Below are 23,441 nucleotides of genomic sequence, written 5' to 3'. Positions count from 1 at the left end.
TATCAGAAACGGAAACCCATCGTAAAATAGGGATACCATCCTTCTGATGAATTTCCTACCACAAAGCTAAATGCAACCATCGAAACGGGGGCAAAATAAATACCGCCGCCTACACCATTGTGCCATTTACCTGAATCTTCACTCTGCTCCCAAACGCGGCCAATATCCCAGAACCCGGTGATTCCCAATTGTCCGGGTAAAATATAGTTGGCCACATCGGCCAGTTTAATGCGCATTTCCAGGTTGTTATACAAACTGTGCTGACCCGAAAAACGATATTGGCGGTAACCCAGCAGGTTTTCGTGTCCGCCCAGGAAAGCCGATTGATAAAAGGCTGATTTTCCTACGGTTATAGTACCTCCCAGGCGTTCAGCCAGTACAATAGACGCTTTGGCGTTCAAATTTTTGTACAGCGCCACTTCCGGAATAATCTGGGCAAAACTTTTGGCGTAGCTGCTCACTCCCTGGTAAGCTTTTACTTTAATGTTCACATAACTGCCCCATTGGGGTATTACTTTGTTATTGCGGTTGTCAAATATATAGGTAACCGTTGCGCCCGCATGTAACTTGCTTTGCGTAATAGAGGAACTATCGTACGAACCAATTTTGCCACCACTGGTAATATAGCGGCCGGCATTATCGTCCTGGTCAAATTCGTAATATTCCAGCGCAGGACCAATGCTAACGCTCGATTTGTTGCCCTGGCTTCTCCAGCGCAGTTCCGGATTTACATCGTAAATGCTGAAACGGGTGCGGTAAAAACGAACAAAATCGCCGGTTTTATTAAACTCCGATTCGTTGCCACGGCCATAAAAGTTAATGGTGTTGTTAGGAGCTTTGGCAGTGGCGCTTAATATAAAGTCTGGTCTGCCGGGGCTGCCAATCCATTCGCCACGGTATTTTACATAAAACGCATCGGTGCTAAAGGAATGGCCTGCCAGCACCTGCTGCATTACCGAGTAAGGGTAACGGCGAAAACCTTCCTGCTTAATATGACGGAAGCCAGCGCCCAGTATAAAACCATCATCCCTGTTTAAACCCACCAGTGCCAGGGGCATCCAGCTGTTATACAGGTTTACAGGTGTAAAAGCAGTGTTCAGGCTATCGTCAGATATACGTTTTCTGAAACGGGAGAAATCGCCGTTAAAACTACTTTGATTAGCCCGGTCGTACAACAACACTTTACGGTTGGCAGCTACTACGTTATACGATTTGGCATCGTGCCCGCCTATAATGCGCAGTTTAATATCGGTGGTTTTGTTGTCAATGATCACACTATCCTCACCATTGCCAATGAATAAACGAACCTCTTTGGTAAGACCAGCTTCGTAGGTTTTGTTCATCAGCTCTTCCTTCACTTCTTTATTCTTATTTAAACGGGATATACGCACCTGTAAACCTCCATTGGCACCATCGGTAATTTGTACCAGTTCGTTTTTATTACTGGTTTGTATGTCCGCTATCTTCTGCGTAAAGCAATAGTATTTGTCCATGGCGGCCGGCAGGCTGCTGCGGCGTTCCTGCATCGTGCTCATCAATTGCTGATGTCTTAACTGGTAAGCAGGAGCGGGCAGCTGGCGCAATGCCGCTTCCAGTACCGAATCGGTCAAACTTTCCTGGAATTTCTTCGCTTCTTCCTGCCACTGGGCGCGGGTAAACTGGAAAGAAGGATAGGCATTTACAAAACGGGTTTTAAACAGCAGCCACTGAATATGCCCCATTTTGTTGTCGAAGTTGCGCAGGGTAGGCAATACATAATCCTGCGAAGCCAGCCAGGGCAGCACACCCTGGGTAACGTGAAACACCTGGTCGCGGTCGCGTGGCACGGCTACATACAGTTTGTCCTTGCCTTTGCCTTCGTTACGCCAGCGCCATTGGTCTTCGTGACGGTCCCAGTCGCCTAAAAACGCATCCAGCATACGCGCGCGCAGCATTTCTTTGGCTTTAATATCGTTTTCGTTATCCTTCCACAGGGCCTTTTTCATTTTCTCGGAGTTGTCCGATTCGCCACCGGGTTCCCGCTCTTCCAGCAACACTACCATGTTGGCAAAAATGTTCTCATACAGTCCCAGCTTTTTATCAGGGGCCATCACACCTATAATAGGATGGGCATGCGGCACCTTTACGGCATTGGCAATAGGCGGTACACTCAGGGCCGAAAACGGATGCTGGGCGCTGGTAACATCATCCAGCCAGTCGCGGGCAAACGCATCCTGCAAACCGGCAGGCAACAGGGCGTCCGGCGTTTTCTCCACACTGCGTATCACCCATTCCTTACCCTCTTTATCCTGCAGGCGCAGCGATTTACTTTGCATGCCGCCACCCAATTGCAGGGGCGTCAGGCCGCCATGTATTTCCGACAGGCGAATCACCGGCAACGTTACAGGCATTGCCCATTCCTTGCGGTAGTTCTCGCCAAATATCCAGCGGTGAAAGCCACCGGGCTTATCGTACGAGGGGTGCACGGCTACGGTAACACTGTCTTTATATTGTGCTATCAGGCTGGTATCACTTTTTTCTATCACAGGGGTATAGGCCTGCTCGTAGGTAAAAGCATTGCGTATGGTATCGCTCTCGTATACATAATAGGTAAAACGCATGTGGCCGTTCAGCAACAAATCGGCCGTTACATAGCCTTGTGTGGCTTCTGCAAACTGCGAGTACTTTCCTTTTTTGGCATTGGTGTGTTTAGCGCCTGCACCGCTTACTACCTGTACCTGCTTTTTGTCTTTGATAAACTGCAAACCATGTTCGTGACCGGCAACATGTATCATGTTAGGGTTGGTAGCAAACACGGCATCTATGCGCTTTTTCATATCCTTATACAAAGGATGCTTCAAATCTTCGGGGTTAGTGAAGGTAGAACGCAGGAAAGGATATAACGAGCCTATCACCGGTAAAGGGATATACAGGTTGTGGTTAACGGCTGTTAAGGGAAACAGGTGATCTTTGAAGGTAAATACACCACCATGCACACCATAGCTTTGAAAAGGGTGGTGCGATGCCAGCAGTACAATCTTGTTCCTGTTTTTATATTGCAATTCAGCCAGTCGTATCAGCACATCCTTTTTGGTTTTACAGGCGCATTCTCCATCCGGGTTGTTTTTACTAAAAGGAAACAACCACCACTCACTATCATAAGCGATAATAGTGAGGCTATCGGTTAAAGGAATTTCTACCGGATCAGGACAACCATTGGCAGGTATCAGTTGCAGCAACGAATCGCCGCGTTCATCCAGGTATTGCCACTGGCGTTTTATTTTAGCCAGCCCTTTCGGTCCCATCTTGTCCCAGTCGTGGTTGCCGGGTACAAAATATACCGGCGCCCCTTTGGCGCGCATGGGCAGGTATTGCGATTGTAATATTTGTTGCGAGGTAGTTTCTTCTTTGCTGCCAGGCAGGCCCATGCCATGCGGGTAAACGTTATCACCCAGGTATAATACCGTGGTTTTGCCCGTAATAATATGATTGGCGGCGTGTTGCAGCGATTTTTGCTGTTCTGCATTCATTTCACCGGCGTCACCTATAAAAATAACGCGGTATTGCACGCTGTCCTGTGCATGCACACGGTTGCCTAAAAAGGCAAACAGTAGTAGGGGTAGCAGTTTGTTCATCGGATGGTTGATTATCGGGTTAGTCTTTTAAATTTCAAAATATTGCCACTGCTCAGGTCCGAGCCTTCATTAGAAATATACAGGTCGCCATTCTTGTCAAAAGCAATGCCTTCCGGCTGGTTAAACGTGTTGCCGTTTAAAGGATACACTTCTTTTACCGTAAACCGGCTATCGGCTATCACTATCATTTTGTTGACGGCCGAAATAATAAACCATTCTCCTGTGAGTGGGTTTTTAGCCAGTGCCGAAGGGCGAAAGCCTCTTTTCACTTTGCCTGCTATATCCTTGATCTGGCCTACATCTATGCTAAAGTTGCCCTGGGCAAACAGCGAGTCGCCCTGTAGCTGAAAGATGAAGCCGGATGCTACTTTCTTGTTATTATCCTGGTCGCAGTTTTTGCACAGTACATATACCAGCCCGGTGCTGTCGTCGCCATAAATACTTTCATATTCGCCTTTGGGTAGCAGGTGCTTCCATTCTTTGGCGTGATCAATTTCGGGATAAGTGGCGCTGGTAAAAGGAAACTGAAACAAACTGCCATTGCTTTTTAAAATAATCACCTGGTCTTTTACAATGCTTACATCTTCATAATCGCCGGTTTTGCCAAAATGAGCATGTGCTTGCTTGCCCTGTTGCCAGGCCATACGAAACAGCTTGCCGTTTTCGTCCTGTATAGAATAAATGCTGTCGGGACGGCCTTTGTAAAACGAAATGCCCGATATCTCCAGCAGGCTTTCAGGCATGCTGAATTTTTCCGGTTTGTTCAGGTTATAGGCCGCGGGGGTAGGATCCTGCTTTTTGGTCATGTTGCAGCCTGCCAGTATAGGAAAGGCACAAATACCGGAAAAAGCGATGGTAATGAAGGTACGACGTATCATAAGGTAGTAGTGTTAAGTAATAATTGATAGATCGCTTCCTGCGAACGTATCAGCGGCTCTTCTGCGGTAACAGGTACGTTCTGTAACTGACTGTTGATCCATACGGCCTGCACATTGTCGGAAGTTTGCAGGGCGATGATCTGCTGCAGCTGCTGCTGAATGGCGGCATCATATACCGGGAAGCATACTTCTATGCGGCGGTATATATTGCGGTTCATCCAGTCAGCCGAACCCATATACACTTCAGGCGTTCCGTTGTTATGAAAAATAAACACGCGTCCATGCTCCAGGTAGCGGTCTACAATTCTTTTAATAGTAATGTTTTCGCTCATACCAGGAATGCCCGGCACCAGGCGGCAAATGCTGCGTACTATTAAAGTGATTTTCACCCCTGCGTTCGAAGCCTCGTATAATTTTTTAATGAGCACGGCTTCTTCCAGGTTGTTCATCTTAATAGTAATAGCTGCCGGCAATTGCTGCTGCGCGTTGGCTATTTCCCGGTCAATCAGTGCTAAAAACTGTCGTTGCAGGTTAAACTGCGCAACCAGCAAATGGGTAAAGTTAATCGCATCTTCCTGCTCCGGCTTTTTGCGTTTGGTTAAAAAGGTAAAAAGCTGCTTCATCTCCGCCAGCATCGCCTGGTGGGCGGTGAGTAAAATATGATCGGTATAAAAACGGGCGGTTGTTTCGTTGAGGTTGCCGGTTGCCAGCAGGCCCAGGTAGGGCAGGGTAGCATGCTTTCTTTTTACCAGCGCTATTTTGGCGTGTACTTTTAAGGCATTGCTGCTGTAGAGTATTTTAACGCCTGCCGCCTTCATCTTTTTAGCCCAGCGTATGTTATTGGCTTCGTCAAAACGGGCTTTCAGTTCCACCAGCACCGATACCTTTTTACCGTTGCGGGCAGCGCTGATCAGCGCCTGGGCTATGCGGGAGTTGCTGGCCACCCGGTATAAGGTAGTGTATACTTCCTCCACATCAGGGTTCATGGCCGCCTCGTTAAAAAAGCGCAGAATGCTGTCGTAGCTCTGATAGGGGGCATGTATCACCCGGTCGCGCTCGCTAATGGCTTCCAGCAAAGTAGTGTTCTGCAAGTGCATACCATCAGGGGCGGGTGCCCACGATGGGTAGGTAAGCTGTTTATCGCTCACCGGCAGGGCGTCCAGGTCTCTCAGGTTATGATGCCTGCCGCCTTCTACAATAGAAGCTTTGTTCAGGTTAAACAATTGCACCAGGTATTGTAGATGGCGCAGGGGCATGTCTGGCGGGTATAAAAAGCGGGTGGCAAAACCATAGTCGCGTTTTACCAGTTGCTTCTCCATTTTATCTGCCAGGTCTTCACCATACTCATCCTGCAGGTCTAACTCCGCATCACGGGTAATCTTAATGTTCCAGGCGCCATGTATAGTAGCTCCGGGAAACACATGGGGCAGGTGATGACGTATAATGTCTTCCACAAAAATGATATACACACCTTCGCCATTAGAAGCTTTGTAAAAACGTCCTACGTTGGCCACGGGTATGTTTACCAGGTATAGCTGTTCAGCAGCATTTTCATACTGCACCACCACTAACTGGTATAACTGGTTGTTCTCCGGAAAAAAGTCGTTCCTGCCCATTTGCAACAGCACCGGCTGTAAAAAGCCGGCCACCTGGTTATAAAACCACTGGGTACTGTTTTGTGCAACGCTTTCGGGCAGGGCGTCATTATTAATAAAAGTATAGCCGTATTGCTGTAAAGCGGGAATAATGCTATTGTTCAATATATCGCCATATTGCTGTTGCTGCCGGTTAATAAGGGCGGCAGCTTCTTCATAAGGCAGTGTGTTTTTTTCTTTGGTCACTTTTTCCAATGCCCGCAAGGCAGGCATACGCACCCGGTAAAATTCATCCAGGTTGCTGGAATAGATAGAAAGGAATTTAACCCTTTCCAGCAGGGGCACTGTTTCTGAAGCCGCTTCGTTCAAAACCCTTTCGTTAAAATATAGCCAGCTGATATCACGGTTAAAGAAATACTCTTCCATGCTGTTGTATCAATATTAATGTCCAAAGATGATGGTGGCAAAGGCAAAGGCTACTACCGATAAAACAATACCAAACATGAAAATATCGTAGGCTTTGCGCAGTAAACGGTATTTACGGCTCAACACCACCCCCTGCGAATACACGTCTTTGGTAAGGCTGCCGTATAAAAAGTCGCGGTCGTTCATCATCGCGTTCATACCGTTGGCATATTCGTCATAGCTCATGCGGTAAAAGTTGCCAAAAAACAACAGGTTCACTTTTTTATTATCAATGTCCTGCTGGGTAAAAGTGCCGTCCGATAAGTTAGGACGGGTAGCCAGTATAGCAAATACCATGGTGGTAACGCACACTACCAGCAACAGCATGGTGGGGATAATCAGGTGCGGGTTATCTTCCAGCTTGCGCAACAGCACACTCAATATCACCGACAGGATAATGGAAGTGGTAGAGATCATGATATGGGCTTTGTTATCTGCCATATCACTCAAACGCTGATTGTTGCCCGAGCTGATGCGAAACATGGTTTCCACGCCTTTTTCGGGGCGGTCTTTCGTTTTTTTACTGGTAACCGCTTCGGGTAACGATACCGGTTTGGTGCTGATATTAATAGGTGTGGCCTCCTCTTCAAACTTCATCCGCAGCTTTTCCAGGTTCTTTTGCTTTTTAGGCTCCAGTATCTGCTGGCCGTAGGTGGTTTTAAAATGATGGCTGCTCAGCAGTTTAATGGTACCACGCTGCCAGTCTTCTTTGGAGATCTTTTTATTTAAACGGGCTTCCGCTTCTTTCCGCATCAGTTTATTGCGCTCGGCAAAATCGTCGGTACCCCAGTGGAACAAATCGGCATCGGTTACAATCTGGGCTTTCAGGCCGGCAGGTGTTTGGCCGTTCATACAGGTGGCCATAATACATTGCTGTACTTCGGTAATATCGGCTTCGTCTACGCCATGCTGACGTAAAAACACGGCTGCCAGGTCGGCGGCATTCTTTTCATGCCCTTCTGCCGGACCGGTATAATAGCCCATGTCGTGAAACCAGGCTGCGGTAAGCACTATAAAAACGTCGCGATCGTTCAACTGGTAATAACTGGCCATTTGGGTGGCTGCTTTCACCACCTGCTCGGTATGGTCCTGGTTGTGGTAGAGAAACGGGTTTTCCTCATGCGATTTAAAGAAATGAAGGGCGTATTGCTTCACTTCTTCCAGAAGCGTTGTATAATTCATATATTCTTTTGTCTAATTGATAACAAAGACCGGAACTGCCTTTTTACCTTGTCATGCTAAGGTATTTATCTTTCAGATGCCAGCGATGTCCCTTGCTGAATTTGGGCATTTTTATCATGCAAAAAGGAATAATTATACCAATAAAAGTCCCGAATGGAAAAATCAGGAGAAAATATGTGTAATTACAGGTTCGCTTGCATCATTTCTAAAACCATTCCAATGAAAGTTTGGGCAACCCTTTTACTACTGATTGGCTTATGCTTGCCATTCACTGCTTTTTTACAGGAGAAAAAGCCTTTTACCTGGGAACGGGCAGAGGAAGATATCCGCCACAAAAATCATTTACAGGTGCTGGACAGTGATTTACAATTACACCAGCAGCAAGCCGCCCGGCTGGGCAACTGGGCGGTGGTGGGCAGGTGTATGTATTACCACATGCAGGTAAAAGACCTTACTACCGAAGACACGCTGTTTTTTAAGAATATGGGTTTTGCTGATAGCGTTCTGCAAAATGCCGGGTCGCCGGCCATGCTTAAAATGATTATGCACGTGCTAAAGGCCCAACGCATCTATACTTTTAAGCAACAGTTTTTTCACCGCCACAATAAAATACTGTTTAGGGGTTCGGGCGATGGTATCCGGTATGGAATGCTGGAGCAAAATCAGTTAGACAGTCTTGCACAGTGGCACCTGGATAGCGCCCTGGTGCTGAGTAAGCGTTTTGGTGCTGTCACCGCTGCGTCGTTGGTATGGTTGATACGTACCCCGCTGATACTATTGTTTCCGCCTTCTACGGCTGATATTATGTATGTGGCGGTACTGGAAGGGCAGCAACAGGCCGGGTATCCCAATTTTCAGGTGCTACAGCCCAACTGGCTTACCCTTTCGCCGGATGCTTTTGTGGCTTTACCGGATAGTGAGCTGGCTCAGGAGGCCAATGCAAAAGCGATACTGCATACCTATAAAGAATGGATGCTATGGCATAAAGAAGATAAAGAGGTGTATTATTATATAGAGTCGTTGCTCAGGAAATATGTAAGTCAGCACGCATATAGCGATTCTGCCACCAGGGTACAATATAAACAATACCTGCAAACGCTGGTGCAATCATCCAACCCCCTTGTAAAAGTGCATGGCGTGTATCAGCAAACTGCTATGCTGTATGCCTCGGCGGCACAGTATAATCCCCTTTACAAAGCCAGCAGCCGGGTAGGCTGGGGCGGATATGCTTATTATGGACAATTTGATACAGCATACCGTTGGAACCTGGTAATAGCAAAGCAGTTGTACCAGCAGCACCAGTTGCTAATAGACAGTTTTCCTTATATCAGGCAGCAGCTGTTGCAGCAGCAGCAACAGGCTGCTGTCAATGGATTTTCGCTGGATATGCACGATACGTATAAAACCGGGGAGGATATTCCTGTTTTCTGCAATTTTCGCAATGCCCCCCGTTTGTATGTAAAAATAGTGAACATCTATGCCAATCCTTACCCGTTGTATCCCGGGAATAAAGATGCAGAGCGGCAATGGGCACAGGCAAAACCGGTATGGGACACACTGTTTTCATTGCCTGCCCAAAACGATTACCAGTGGCATAATATGTTACTGAAGTTTCCGGCATTGCCTGCGGGGCATTACGCGGTGATGTATTCCGATTCTCTTTTATCGCAGGTAGATTCCGACTATATTGGGTTTGCCTATATTACGGTCACCAATCTTATCCTGCTGGATCATTCGCCGCGATGGTTTGTGTTTAACCGTACCACCACTGCGCCACAAACCAATGCAGTCATCACTTACCAGGATAAAACCTACCCGGTTAACAAAGATGGCAGTGTTACGCTTACCTATGCAAAAGAAGGGGATGCCTATATCAGCATACCGGGCGATACCTTGGTAAAAGCGATAAGATATGCCACGCCTGTGATCCCCGATAAAGTATATGATAAAGAAGCGTTTGACAACCCGGTAGATTATCATAAAGACCAGATGCATTTGATGATGTATACCGACAGGGCTATTTATCGCCCCGGACAAAAGGTATATTTTAAAGGGCTGGTAACAACACGCAATCCGCAAACTGGTGAGGTCATCGTTTTTAGCAGGCAAAACGTCGGAGCCGGCCTTTACAAAAAAATCTTTCGGGAGCTTTCGGAGAAAACAGATAGCGCCCGGTTGTTGCTGTTGCTGAATGATGCTTTCAGTAAGCAGGCAGACTCTGTGTACGTTTCGTTGAATGAGTTTGGTTCTTTTGCAGGCTCCTTTCAGCTGCCTGCCAAAGCCGCTACCGGCGAGTGGCAGTTTGATGTGGAGGAAAGTATAGAAATAGAGGGTGAAAATTTTAAAGTAGAAGAATACAAGCGTCCCGATTTTACCCTGTCTATTGAAAAGCCGAAACAGTTTTTACAACTCAAAGATAGTTTTGCGGTAACGGTGAAAGTAAGGTCGTTTGCCGGCGCAGCGTTAGCCAATGTGCCTGTAAATTATAAGGTAACACGATACCTGTGGAACGGCGACCAGAGAAGGAATGATAAGGTAGCTGCGGGCGATGTTACCACCAATGAAAAGGGGGAGTATGTAATAAAAATTATCGATACTGCTATACAAACACTCACTATTACAGAGAAGGAAGAAGTTTCGGCCCGGTACAGTATAGAGGCCGAAGCAGTGGATGTAACCGGCGAAAGCCATGAAGAAAACAGTGAGGTTACTTTATCCAGCCGTCCGGTAAAGCTTTCGTTTACCAACCTCAGCGGGCCTTTTAATAAGGCAGCCTTTCCAAAGCTTGCTATTAAGGCATCATCCGATTTTGCAGGTTCATTGCAAAGGAATATACAGGTAAGGATATACCGGCAGCAGATCATAAAAGAGCCTGCTTACGACTGGGTAGTGCCTGTAGATGTATGGATATATCCGCAGGTGCAATGGCAGCAGTGGTTTCCCCAAATCAGCACTGCTGCTGTCAGCAAAACGGTAAAGGAGCCGGAAGAGCAGTTGTTACTGGATACGGTATGGGAAACGGGTTCCAAAACACCATTAGCGGTACCGCAGCATTTATTACAAACCGGTAAATACAGGATAGAAGCTGTTTGCATAGAAAAAGGTCATACAGCCGGCACCACCAGCCGCCTGGTGGAGGTATATGACCAGCAAGCCGGCACTTTTGTGAATAACAATGACGACTTGTTTTATCATTTACCTAAAACGGCTGTTGTGCCGGGCGAGCAGTTGCATTTGCTTACAGGGCATGCAGATAGTGTATTGCATGCTGTTTACCATCTTGCCTGGTTGCAGAAAAGCAACAAAGGCACCAGGCAGCAGAATGCGTATTATGTGCGTAAAGGAGGAAATGGCATACAGGTGTTCAACTTTACCATGCCCCAAAATAGTACGGGCAGGTTGCAGGTAACGCTTTTGTATTTAACCCGTAACGGATGGCACAAAAAGTCATCTGCTGTATTCACTCCAATGGATGTGGAGGCGCCTGAAATAATAGTAGAACAATACCGCAGCCGCATGGCTCCCGGCAGTAAACAAACATTTACCCTGTCTGTTGTTTCGCGGCAGCTACACACACAAGCAGAGCTGTTGACTACTATGTACGATGCGGCCTTGGATCAGCTGGCTAAACACAACTGGTTATCGCCTTACGAAGACAGGATACAATATGCCAGAAGTGATTGGAATTATGATGTACGGCGCGTTATCAACGGCGCGCTGTTTATGCATAAGGCAATAACGGTACGGCCGGATAGCACTGGTAAGCCTTTGCGCTGGATGCAGCCTGTATCTGCATCTGACGAAATGGAAGCAGGAGATCTCTCTAATGCCCTTCAGGGGCGTATACCAGGACTGGCTATTGAACAGGGGGCATTGGATGAGGTAGTGGCAGTAGGATATGGTGCAACAAAAAAGAGCAATCTAACGGGTAGTGTCAGCGTTGTTCAGGTCAGGGGCCTTAATTCATTTGCGGGTGCTTATGTGCCATTGATTATTGTAGACGGTCTGATCTATGAAAAAGGGTTAGATGGTTTAGACCCTGGCATCATTGCCGATGCAGTGGTTTTAAAAGGTGCCGATGCCACCGCCATCTACGGCAGTCGTGCTGCCAATGGGGTAGTGGTCATCAGCACACAAGGTAAAGTGCAATTTCCGGCTGCTCCCGAGCAGGCTCCACCCGCCGTAATACGTAAAAATTTTTCCGAAACCGCTTTCTTCTTCCCACAGGTACATGCTGGTAAAGATGGCTTGTTCCGCATCAGCTTTACCATGCCCGAAAGTGTAACCGAATGGAACTGGAAAATGATGGTAACCACCCTGGGCAATAAAATAGCGATGGCAGAGAAAAAAGTAGTAACCCAGTTGCCATTAATGATCCAACCTGCTATGCCACGCTTCCTGTACCAGGGCGATAAAACCTTTTTCAAAAGCAGGATCACCAACCTCGACACCCTGGTGGCTACGGGTAAGGTTACCTGTGTAATTGAAGATATGGTCACCGGTGAAGAAGTAACCGCACAGGTGTTGCAGGGCAAGGCTTTGCAGCCATTCCAGGTGGCGGCTCAATCCAATGGCAGCAGTGCCTTTGCTATACAGGTGCCTGAGGGCTGGCTGCATCCGTTGAAAGTGCGTATTGCAGCAGTAACACCCGCTTTCACCGATGGGGAAGAACATGTGATACCCATACTGGCTAAAAAAGTGCTGGCCACCACACAAGTGCCTTTTGTATTAAAGCAAGCGAATGATACCACTATTGTATTGCCTGCGCTGCCGGCCGATGCAACACCGTATGGGGTAGGGCTTTCTATCACCCCTAAACCACAGGCCGCTTTGCTACATGCACTGCCTTACCTGGCCCAGTATCCGTATGGCTGTGCGGAGCAAACGTTTAATAAAATGCTGGCACATGCCGTGGCTTTGCGCCTGGTGCAAAAAGATACGGCACTACAGGTAATAGCAGGTACTGATAAAGCTGCTTTGGCGGATATGCCCGATGCGCCGGACGAAGCGCTGATGCCCTGGTTGCGTTTATCCAATGCCAATCGCCTGCACCAGCAACAGCTGGTGAAACTGTTAGACACGGTAAAAGCACACGAAAAAATAAGCGAATATATCCATGTATTGCAGGGCATGCTTTGCAGCAACGGAGGCATCAGCTGGTTTAAAGGCGGTGAAAGCAGTGAGTATATTTCCTGCTATTTACTGGCAGGTCTGGGACAGTTAAAGGCCAATGGCGTTTGGCCGGCCTATGATGTGGTGGCAGAGGGCAGCTTCTGGCAGATAGTGGCGTCGCTGGTAAAGTATTGCGATGAAGTGATGTATCAGGGCGGCGACTATTGGTTTAACTGGCAATCTTATCTCTATGCGCGTAGCTGGTGGTTGCAGCAATACCCGGTACCCGCTGCTATTCAACACAGGCTGGAAAGCAGCCTGGCAACATTTGTAAAAGAACCACATCACTATGGTGCAGGTGAGCAGGCACATATATTATCAGCTATGCTACGCTATAGCCGGGGAAATGCAAAGCTGCGTGCAGAGGCACTGGATGTATTGTCGTCTTTACGCGAACGTGCTATTGCCGATCCGGTGTATGGTGTACGCTGGAAAGAACTGGCCGATGCAGATGATCTCACCAACTGCTCGGAAGAGTGGATGGTAAAACTGGCCGAAGCATTTGAAGCATCCGGTGAATACGCTACTACGGTGGATGGCATTATACAATGGTTGTTACAGGCGAAGTACGATCATCAGTGGAGTACTACCAAAGCTACCGGCGATGCGGTTTCCCTGTTAGTAAAGCAACGCCAGGGGGTGGTAGCAGCGCCGGTGCAGTTGCAGGCGCAAGCGGCCAATGGCTATGCTTTACAGGTAACGGATAATGTGGTAAGCGGTCAGTTATATGCTTTCGACAGCAGCCAGGGCAAGGCATTGCCGGCTACGGTTACTATCCGCAAAACCACAGGCGAAGCTGCCGGCGTGTGGCAGTATTATTACTTTACCGCACAACCGCCGGTAAGCACCGCAGAAGGGGCGTTAAGTATTACACGCAGCCTGCAACGGTTCCATAAAACAACCGGCACCTGGCAAACCATCACCAACGATACGGTGCTGCACATTGCCGATAAAATACGCGTTACGCTTACCATTCAAACCAGCAGGCAATTGAAATATGCTTTTGTAGAAGATTACCGTGCTGCCTGTATGGAGCCATCAGCAGTGGAAAGCGGTTATCAATATGGTAACGGTTTTGGGTATTACCTCAGTGTACGTGATGCCAGCATGCAGTTTTTTGCAGAAAAAATACCTGCGGGCTTGTCCGCGCTCAGCTACGAATGTGTGATAAACCGTGATGGTAATTTTCACACGGCGCCTGCTACTTTGCAGTGTATGTATCAGCCACAAATGAAAGCGTATAGCAATAACCTGCAGTATAAAGTGGTGGAATAGAAATATTTGGAAATTTGAAAATAGAATACTTGCTTTGTATTTCAAAGTGAAGATAAAATAGAAACCAGGCCTGATAATCTGGTTTTTATTTTCAATTTAAACTTTGTATTTCAAAGTTCTTTAGTATAAAATCTATTAAAATCATCCCTGAATGCGCAGTTTACCTCCCCAACAACAGAAGCATGGCTTTTGGCTAGCCGGAATAATAGTGTTGCTGTTTGAGCTGGTTATGTTTAGTATACCCACCTATACAAACGCCCTTGAATCCTTTGGCTTCTTTATTATCAATATGCTTGCCGCCAGCATTTACTTTTTCTGTTTGCTCATCACTGGCGAGCTTCGAAGAACCCAACAAGGGCTCCACTTGTTTTTGGTATATCTTGTTATAGCCCTGGTATGTTGCTATACGTTGAACAGGGATATCAATATGTTCGATAGTTCTACCACCTGGTTATCGGTGTTGTTGGTAATAGTGAGTATCAATTACCTGCTATTCCCGTTTTTCGAAAACTGGCCGGTGTGGATTCGTTACCTGCAATGTTTTGTGTTAGGCGTGGCGTTGGTGTTGTTTTTATACCTGGCGTTATACCTGCTGCCTATGTATGTGTTTAGTGCAGTGGCTGCTTTTGCACTGGGCATTTCGCTGCACACCTTTGTGCCTTTGCTGTTTGTTATTTTTACTATTAAGCTGCTGCGCAGGCTGGCCAAAACATCGCACAAATACCTGCTGCCTTTTTTCTCCGGCATTGGCGCTGCGTTAACCATCATCTTTGTGTTTGTGATCGTATGGCAATCACAGATAAAGCAAATGAACCAGGAGTATCGCCAATGGGAGGCTCATTCCTCTAACGAATTGAAGCCTTATTGGGTTCGGGTGGCCAGTAGCTTGCCTACGAACATGCTTACCGAACGAGTGTTGAAATCCGACCTGGTATACCGCATGCCTGATGGCGAAAATCTGGCTTTGTGGCACACGCCTTCCCGGAATTTTGACGAAGCCGTGATACACGATCCGCTGGTGGTAGTGGCTAACTGGTTCAGCGAAACAATATTGATGCCGCAGGAAGATCGTATTAAGGTGCTGGAAGTGATGTACAAGGCCCGCCACCAGGCTATTGAAAGGTTATGGTCGGGCAGTCATCTGCAAACCACTAAAGTACAAACACAGGTACAGGTGTGGCCACAACAGCGTATAGCTTATACACACCTGCATGTAACAGTGGCTAACACTTCCCGCAGCCATAGCTGGGGCAGAGAGCAGCAGGAAGCTATTTATTCTTTCCAGTTACCTGAAGGCGGGGTGGTTACTGCTTTGTCGCTATGGATAGAAGGTAAAGAGTCCAAAGGAGTGCTTACCACGCGCGCCAAAGCAGATAGTGCTTATAAACAAATTGTAGGCGTAGAGCAACGCGATCCTTCGGTAGTGCATTGGCGCGAAGGCAATAAGGTTACGGTGCGTGTGTTTCCGGTAATTGCAGGCGAAAGCCGCGAGTTTTCTATAGGGGTAACCGCACCTTTAAGCAGTAAGGGAAGTGAATTGGTGTATCAGTCTGTGTCTTTTGATGGGCCGCCATGTAGTGGAACAGACGAAGAAGTGGTGGTGCATTTTGAGCAAAAGCCAGCTATGTGCCAGATGCCAGGCAGGTTTACCCATCATAAGGATGCATCCTGGTGGGCAAAAGGTAGTTACCACCCGGAATGGAGCTTCCGCTTTCAGCAACCAGCCCTGGCACAAACGGCGTTAACTTTCGATGGTAAAAGCTATGTACTGAACGAAGCGCTACAAAAAGCAGAAGCGCTGACGCTGAACACCGTATACCTGGATGTGAACAAGGCCTGGACGGCTGATGAGTTTGCTAAAATATATGAAGCAGTAAAGTTTAAGAAAGTGTACGTGGCCGATGAGGAGGGGGCTTTAGTGCAGCTGACTGAAGATAATAAAGAACAATGGTATCGCCAGCTGAGTGCGCACCGGTTCAGTTGCTTTCCTTTCTACGAGGTTACTGATGCGGCCACCTCGCTCGTAGTGACAAAAGGCACGAATATATCTCCTACATTAAAGGATATGGCTGCCTGTGATTTTATGCAGCGGTTACAACAATACTTTGCCAATGGCACACGCATAAAACTGTATAATATCGGGGAAGAGCAATCGCCTTACCTGCAGTCATTAAAACAATTCGGTGCTTTCCATTACCAGCAGGGTACTGTGCTGGCCTTGCGCGATCTGTTGCTCAGCCGGCAGTTTCCGGTGTATGAAGTAGCGGATAGCAGTGTGGTGATGGATAATGCCGGCATTACTATTACACAAACAGACAGTGCTGCCGCATCCGCTTCCGGCAATGCGCCCGATCACCTGATGCGTTTGTATGCCTATCAGCATATCATGCAACAATCGGGCAGCGCCTTGCTGCAAAACAAAGCAGTACCCAATGCTGTGATACAGGAAGCAGCACAGGCGAATGTAGTATCACCGGCGTCCAGCCTGGTGGTGCTGGAATCACAAAAAGATTATGACCAATTCGATATTGCCAAAAGTAAAAACAGCCTGGATAACGCGGCCATTCATGGCAAAGGTGCCGTGCCCGAGCCAGGTGTGTGGGTGTTGATAGCCGTGGTGCTGTTGTTACTGGGTTTTACCAAATATCGTTTTTACAAAAAAGCTATACATCTATAAATGACAGCAGCCGGGAAATACAGTGGGGTATGGGTGGCAGCGTATGTATTGCTGGCCATATTGGCGCTAAGCAGTTATCTGCCGTGGAATAGCATTAACCTGCCATTAGGGATAGTAGCGTTGGTGGTTACCGCCCGGGTAAACACGGGTAAAAAGGGTAGCAGGCGTTTTGCATGGGCGGCGGCCCTGCTGCTGTGTTTATTATATATGCAACCTGCTTATACGCTGTTATATGCCGCACTGGTGTGCGGGGCTTTGTTTGCAATAGAAAGCTACAGGGGGCGGGTGCAGTGGCTTACCCTGCTGGTGTTGGCTTTAATAAGCCCGGTGTTTGATTATGTAGTAAATATATTCAGCTTTCCTGTGCGTTTGTGGTTAAGTAAGATGGCTGGCAGTATCATGATGATTGCAGGCAAAGCAGCAACGGTAGAAGGGAATGTGATCATCTATAATGGAACAGAGTTTTCGGTCGATCCGGCGTGTATGGGATTGCATATGCTGGCGGCTTCTTTGCTGGCAGGTATTATGTTGCTGGCTATGTATCAAAAGCACCTGCAGCGGCGGTTGCCGGCAGGCTGGGTAATGCTGCTGCTGGCAGTGCTGGTAGGCTTAAATGTAGTGGCTAATCTTTTCCGTATGGTAATACTCCTGTATTTTCAGCTATTGCCACAGTCGGTATGGCATTACGTAGCAGGCGTGGTTTGCATCATCGTGTATGTATTGCTTCCCTGCGTGGCCCTGGTGTGTTGGGGGGTAAAAGCCAAAGGCAAAGCCATGCCGGAGGGGGCGGTTACGCAGGTTACACTGGCTACGGCCAGGCTGCTGAGCCGCCGGCAGCTGGCAGGCAATGGGCTGTTGTGGCTGGCCATGCTGGTAACGGTGCTGGTTTTCCCAAAAATCAATCAGCAACACAGTCACACAGCCGTAGTAACCGCTTTGCCCGGTTACCAGGTAAAACAGTTGTCCGGCCAGGTTACGCAGCTGTATGCACCACAGGCGCTGATTTATGTAAAAGCCTTGCGTAGTTTTTTCGCTACCGAACACCACCCTATGATCTGTTGGCAGGGTAGTGGTTTTCAGTTTACCAAAGTGCAGTTGACCCACCTGGCAGGGCGGGAGGTATATATAGGGGAGCTGGAAAAAGGCAACGAACACTTATATTCTGCCTGGTGGTATTATAACGGCCACCAAAGCACTACCAGCCAGTTGAGCTGGCGCTGGCAAATGGCCAAAGGGGGCCAGCCTTTTTCCCTGGTAAACATTACTACCATTACAAAAGAAGGCCTGGAACAAGAAATTAAACGTTTAGCTACCTTGTTTTAGCAATTATTAAAAACGAAACCCCTATTTTTAGGGCGGTAGTTTTTAATCCTCCTTTAAAGGCAGTATGAATGGGTATGCGGAAGGTATACAGGCCCTGGTTGTTAAAAAGCTGGACGTTTCTTACAGGCGAACCAGCAGCGTTTACGGTGGAAGAGCAATCTTTCAATGCAGTTTGTGCAGTGTCGCTGGCTATCCTTACCATACTATTGCCTTTTAATGCTATTATCGGCCTGTGGGATGTAAGCCTGATGATGTTCATTCTCATCGTATTGCTGGTGTTCTTTTATTACCAGGCCCGGTTTAAGCACCGTTTCACCCTGGGTATTATCGCCTATGCATCGGCATCCTATATTACACTTATACTCAACTTCTTCTTTAATTCCGGCACACTGGGGCCAACCTTGTTCCTGTTTTTTCTTACGTTTCAGCTGTTGATTGCTTTTAGTAAAAGGCACTTGCATGTGATCTGGTTTGCCTGTCATTTATTAATAGCCGCTACCCTGGTGATTGTAGAAATACTGCATCCCACCTGGATTCCTTATACTTATTCCAGCAACCGCAATCGCTTTGTAGATATTATTTCCAGTTACCTGGTTATACTGGTATGTATGTACGTCATCACCATTTACCTGCGCAACAGTTTCACGCGCGAACGTAAAACCGTAGAAGCGCATGCCGCTAAAATCAGCAGGCAAAACCAGCAGCTGGAATATGTGAATGCGCAAAAGAACAAGCTGTTTTCGGTGCTGGCACACGATCTGCAATCGCCTTTCAACAGCATCAAACAAATTGTAGAACTACTCACCACCACGCAGCTGAACGAGCAGGATAAGGCTTTGTTTATGGGGCATTTAAAAGAAGCCACTACCAACACCTCCGAAATGCTCAGCAACCTGCTGTCGTGGAGTTATAGCCAGCTGCAGGGCACCCAGCTGCATATCCAAAGCGTATCGGTATACAGCGTGGTTGAAGCGGTGCTGCGCGTGCAGCAAAGCCTGGCGCAGAAAAAAGACATTCGTATAGCAGTAGAACTGCCACCACAGCACACCGTACTGGCCGATTACAATATGCTGGAAATAGTACTGCGCAACCTGGTCAACAACGCCATCAAGTTCACACCCTCCGGCGGCGTTATCACCATCGGCTCTCAAATGCAGCAGGATATTTGTTGTATCACCGTGCAGGATACCGGCATGGGCATACCGGCAGATACGGCTGCACAGTTGTTCACTTTTAACCTTACCTCTACCCGTGGCACAGGCAATGAAAAGGGGATAGGGTTAGGCTTAACGTTATGCCGTGAGTTTGTAGAGTTGCAAAACGGGCGCATTGAAGCCGAAAGTGCTATGAACGAAGGCAGCGCCTTCCGGGTGTTTTTACCAGCTGGTTCCAACGCGTAATTTTTCTATAGTCATAACATAATCATAATAGTGTACTGCATTCGCCACATGTAGTTAATCTGCTATATTCACCACCGATACTATGATATATGGATAACAGAAGGGAGTTTTTAAAAAAGGCGGCTCTATTATCGGGCAGTGCCGCGCTGGCAGGTTTGTTGCCGGCCAGTATTCAAAAAGCATTGGCTATTGAACCCGACAAGGGCAGCACCTGGCTCGATGCAGAGCATGTGGTCATACTAATGCAGGAAAACCGCTCGTTCGATCATTGTTTTGGCGCTTTACAGGGCGTGCGCGGCTTTAACGATCCCCGGGCCATTCAGCTGCCCAACGATCAGCCGGTATGGATGCAGTCGAATAAAAAAGGGGATACCTATGCGCCCTTCCGTTTAAACATACATGATACCAAAGCTACCTGGATGCACTCGCTGCCCCACTCGTGGGATAACCAGGTAAATGCCCGCAATAATGGCAAATACGATGGCTGGCTGGAAGCCAAACGTTCCGGTACCCGTCAGTATAAAGAGATGCCGCTCACGCTCGGCTATCATACCCGGGAAGATCTGCCTTTCTATTATGCACTGGCCGATGCCTTCACCGTGTGCGATCAGCATTTCTGTTCTTCCTTAACCGGCACCACACCCAACCGTTTGTATTTATGGAGCGGCACCATTCGCGAAAAACTAAAGGAATCTTCTAAAGCCTGCGTGCTCAACCAGGATGCAGACTTTGGAACGCTGCAATGGCACACCTTTCCCGAGTTGCTGCAAAAGCACGACGTGTCGTGGAAAGTATATCAGAATGAATTAAGTGTTGATACGGGTTTTAAAGGAGAGGAAGAAGATTGGCTGGCCAACTATACCGATAACCCGCTGGAGTTTTTTGCACAATACCATGTGCACATGCACCCGCCACATCTCAAAACTTTACATAAAGAGAGAAGCGCCCAGCTCAGCGCCCAGTGGGAAGCTTTATCGCCCCTGGCAAAAGACCTGCACCGCAAGGCTTTCACCACCAACGCAGCTGATCCCAATTACCGCCAGTTAACCGGATTAACGTACGACGATGCCGGCGAAAAAAGAGGGCTTAATATTCCTAAAGGCGATATCCTGCACCAGTTTAGGCAGGATGTAGGCAGCAACACGCTGCCCACGGTTTCCTGGCTGGTGGCGCCGCAAAAGTTTTCCGATCATCCCAGTGCCCCGTGGTACGGTGCCTGGTATGTAAGCGAGGTAATGGATATTCTTACGCAAAATCCCGAGGTGTGGAAGAAAACCATATTTATTGTCACCTACGATGAAAACGATGGCTATTTCGATCATGTGCCGCCCTTTGTACCGCCACATCCGCATAAAGAAGGAACAGGTAAGGTATCCGGGGGAATAGATGTGGCAGCCGATTATGTTACCAAAGAGCAGGCGGCCGAAGTGCGGAAGGAAGAGGAAGGTGTGGGCACCGAAAGCCCAATTGGTTTGGGTTACCGCGTGCCATTAATTATAGCATCACCCTGGAGCCGTGGGGGCTGGGTCAACAGCCAGGTATGCGATCACACCTCCAGCCTGCAAATGCTGGAACAGTTCCTGAGCCATAAAACCGGTAAAAAAATCAGGGAGAATAATATCAGCGAATGGCGTCGCACGGTATGTGGCAACCTTTCCTCTGTGTTCCGTGCCTATAACGGCGAACCCATTGCCACACCACAGCCGGTGGCCAAAGAAGCGTTCCTGGAATCTATACACCAGGCACAGTTCAAGCCGTTGCCAGGGTTTGAGAAAAATCCGGCTACGTTTGTGTCGCCACAGGAAAAAGGTATTCGTCCCGCCTGTGCACTGCCTTACGAATTGTATGCCGATGGGGGATTAGCGGGTGATAAAAAAGAAGTAAAGCTGCGTTTGGCAGCAGGCGATAAGTTGTTTGGCAAGCAGGCAGCAGGCTCGCCCTTTACAGTATATGCACCGGGTAATTACCTGGCTGCAGCGCAAACCGGCGTTACGCCGGTGTTTGAAAAAGTAAGGGTATGGTCGTATGCAGCAGGTGCGGGCGATGAAGTAGAAGATACCTGGCCTTTATCCGCTTTTGAAAAAGAACAATACCATTTGCGCGTATATGCCCCTAACGGCTTTTACCGCGAGTTCAAAGGCAATGCCACCGATCCGGCTATTCAGGTGGAGTGCCGGTATAAAGCTCCCGGCGCACAGCTGGAATTGCATATACATAACCATGGTAAAGAAGCGCAATCGTTTCGCTTACTGCACCATGCTTACCAAACCAATAATAAAGTGTTGATCCTGCAACCACATGAGCATACCACCTTGCTCATCAAAAGCGATCAAAGTCACGGCTGGTACGATTTCAGTGTGTATGTGGATGGCTTCGCTGCTTTTGAAAAGCGGTATGCCGGCCGCATAGAAACAGGGGCTGCCAGCTTTACCGATCCGTTAATGGGAGGGGTTATTTAGCCTTCACATTCACCGCAATACGCCGGTTCATGGCCCGGCCCTCAGGGGTGGTATTATCTCCTGCGGGATACAACGGACCATAACCGGTTACGCCGGTTATCTGGGGTGGCTCTACACCTGCCTTTAATAATTGCATGGTAACGGTTTCGGCCCTGTCCTGCGATAATAACACGTTTTTGGCCGAGTCGCCCGTGTTATCGGTGTAGCCGCCTATTTTAAAACGTGCGTGCGAAAAGGCTTTCATAATCATAGCCAGGTTGTTCAGTTGCACGCGCGAAGAGTCGGTGATCTGTTTCCCTCCTTTAGCAAAGCGTACTCCGGTAAAATTAAACCAGTTGCCATGGGCGCTGTCCAGTGGCTGGCTACTGTCCTGCAAAAAGCGGCACAGCGCTGCTTCGGTGCTGTTTTCCCCGGCGGTAATAGTGCCGCCATCATTGGGTAGTGAAATGGTAATAAGTTTTCCTGTATTGTACACATATTCCCCGGTGGCAGAATCCAGCGCGCCGCTAAGCACAGGCGCAGCGGGTAACACGGTTTTGGTGCTGTCGGCAGGCGGCGGCGTTACTACCTGGGGCGCTGGTTTCTTACTGTTTAAAAAATACCAGGCCAGGCCCACCACTATCACCAGCAGGGTCACGGGCACCCACACGGCTATCTTCTTCTTAGGTTCTTCTTCTTCATAAACGGTTTCTTCGATGGCTTCTGTACTGCTTCCTGTTTCATCAGTAACGGTTACCGGCTTCACAGGGGGTATGTACGGCACGGGCTCTGGCGGGGCCATTATGCGTAGTTCGGCGGGCAAAGCCTGTAAAGCCCCCGCTTTTTCCTGGGTCAGCCACGAGGTAATGCCGGTAGCGTCTAAACGTTGGGCTGTCGCATAATCGTGCGCGGCGGTTACGGCAGCGGTGGAGGCGGCTGTCAGCACCTGGGTAGCAGCCGGTTGGCTAATGCCCGCATAGCCTGCCAGGGTTTGGCTGGCGGTCGATAACCGGTGTCCAAACAGCTCGCCCAGCAAAGTTGGAGGGTTGTAATTGCCGGCCCCTTCTTTAATAATATGTATAAAATTACCCGGGCCCGCCTGCACCCCGGTAATCAGGTTTACCAATGCCATCGGTATCGCCATATTCAAGGCCATGCCCACACCGCTCACTTTTTCATTCAACTGGGCCGCCTGCTGAAGAATAAATTCGTTATTAAAATAGTTTTTTGCCGTTTCTACTAAGTTATACGACATATAAATCAATTTTTTATAGTATTAATAATAAAGAGTATATAGAGGATAAGTAAATGAAGGATAATTGGTTAACATCTGTCAGGCGGAAAAGTTCACCGCAGGCGGTTGGCGCAGGGCGGAAATGACTTCCATTACAGGCTAAAACGTTGCATTTATTATGTAAAATA

General features: G+C 48.1%; 10 protein-coding genes. 5 read left to right on the top strand and 5 right to left on the bottom strand.

Translation table 11 applies throughout. The features are described from left to right. Window positions 1–2 precede the first annotated feature (2 nt). Genes FLA_RS18505 through FLA_RS18490 form a run of 4 tightly spaced genes read right to left on the bottom strand, consistent with a single transcriptional unit; the run spans window position 3 to window position 7,734 of the window. On the bottom strand, window positions 3–3,614 hold the full coding sequence (locus tag FLA_RS18505) for a BamA/TamA family outer membrane protein (RefSeq protein WP_076378827.1): 3,612 nt from the start codon (window positions 3,612–3,614) through the stop codon (window positions 3–5). Window positions 3,615–3,625: 11 nt separating this feature from the next. Continuing rightward, the gene (locus FLA_RS18500; protein ID WP_076378825.1) at window positions 3,626–4,492 is read right to left on the bottom strand and encodes an SdiA-regulated family protein; all 867 of its coding nucleotides are present in this window, start codon (window positions 4,490–4,492) and stop codon (window positions 3,626–3,628) included. After that, window positions 4,489–6,513: a polyphosphate kinase 1 gene (gene ppk1 / locus FLA_RS18495; RefSeq protein WP_076378823.1), complete on the bottom strand. Its 2,025-nt coding sequence runs from the start codon at window positions 6,511–6,513 to the stop codon at window positions 4,489–4,491. The genes FLA_RS18500 and ppk1 overlap by 4 nt, the downstream gene beginning before the upstream one ends. 15 nt (window positions 6,514–6,528) lie before the next feature. Continuing rightward, the gene (locus tag FLA_RS18490; RefSeq protein ID WP_076378821.1) at window positions 6,529–7,734 is read right to left on the bottom strand and encodes a Pycsar system effector family protein; all 1,206 of its coding nucleotides are present in this window, start codon (window positions 7,732–7,734) and stop codon (window positions 6,529–6,531) included. A 219-nt stretch (window positions 7,735–7,953) separates the two neighbouring features. Here FLA_RS18490 and FLA_RS18485 point away from each other — a divergent pair, with 219 nt between their 5' ends. The 5 genes from FLA_RS18485 to FLA_RS18465 all read left to right on the top strand — a co-directional run bounded on the left by FLA_RS18485 (window position 7,954) and on the right by FLA_RS18465 (window position 22,040). Beyond that, window positions 7,954–14,181 (top strand): alpha-2-macroglobulin family protein, encoded by a 6,228-nt coding sequence (locus tag FLA_RS18485; protein ID WP_076378819.1) that lies wholly within the window; start codon window positions 7,954–7,956, stop codon window positions 14,179–14,181. A gap of 151 nt (window positions 14,182–14,332) precedes the next feature. Beyond that, a complete protein-coding gene (locus tag FLA_RS18480) occupies window positions 14,333–16,858 on the top strand; it encodes an XrtN system VIT domain-containing protein (RefSeq protein ID WP_076378817.1) in 2,526 nt (841 codons plus the stop codon). Then, complete coding sequence (xrtN, locus tag FLA_RS18475; protein WP_076378814.1) at window positions 16,859–18,181, top strand: exosortase N; 1,323 nt, start codon at window positions 16,859–16,861, stop codon at window positions 18,179–18,181. It begins immediately after the preceding gene. A 74-nt stretch (window positions 18,182–18,255) separates the two neighbouring features. Then, window positions 18,256–19,581 (top strand): sensor histidine kinase, encoded by a 1,326-nt coding sequence (locus tag FLA_RS18470; protein ID WP_159445094.1) that lies wholly within the window; start codon window positions 18,256–18,258, stop codon window positions 19,579–19,581. 89 nt (window positions 19,582–19,670) lie between these two features. Next, complete coding sequence (locus FLA_RS18465) at window positions 19,671–22,040, top strand: phosphocholine-specific phospholipase C (RefSeq protein ID WP_076378810.1); 2,370 nt, start codon at window positions 19,671–19,673, stop codon at window positions 22,038–22,040. On the opposite strand, the gene FLA_RS18460 is transcribed toward FLA_RS18465, so the two are convergent. Continuing rightward, window positions 22,033–23,274 (bottom strand): OmpA family protein, encoded by a 1,242-nt coding sequence (locus tag FLA_RS18460; protein WP_076378808.1) that lies wholly within the window; start codon window positions 23,272–23,274, stop codon window positions 22,033–22,035. The genes FLA_RS18465 and FLA_RS18460 overlap by 8 nt on opposite strands. Window positions 23,275–23,441: the final 167 nt, after the last annotated feature.

This window comes from Filimonas lacunae, from assembly GCF_002355595.1.
GTDB lineage: Bacteria > Bacteroidota > Bacteroidia > Chitinophagales > Chitinophagaceae > Filimonas > Filimonas lacunae.
This window is presented reverse-complemented; position numbering and strand designations above follow the sequence as displayed.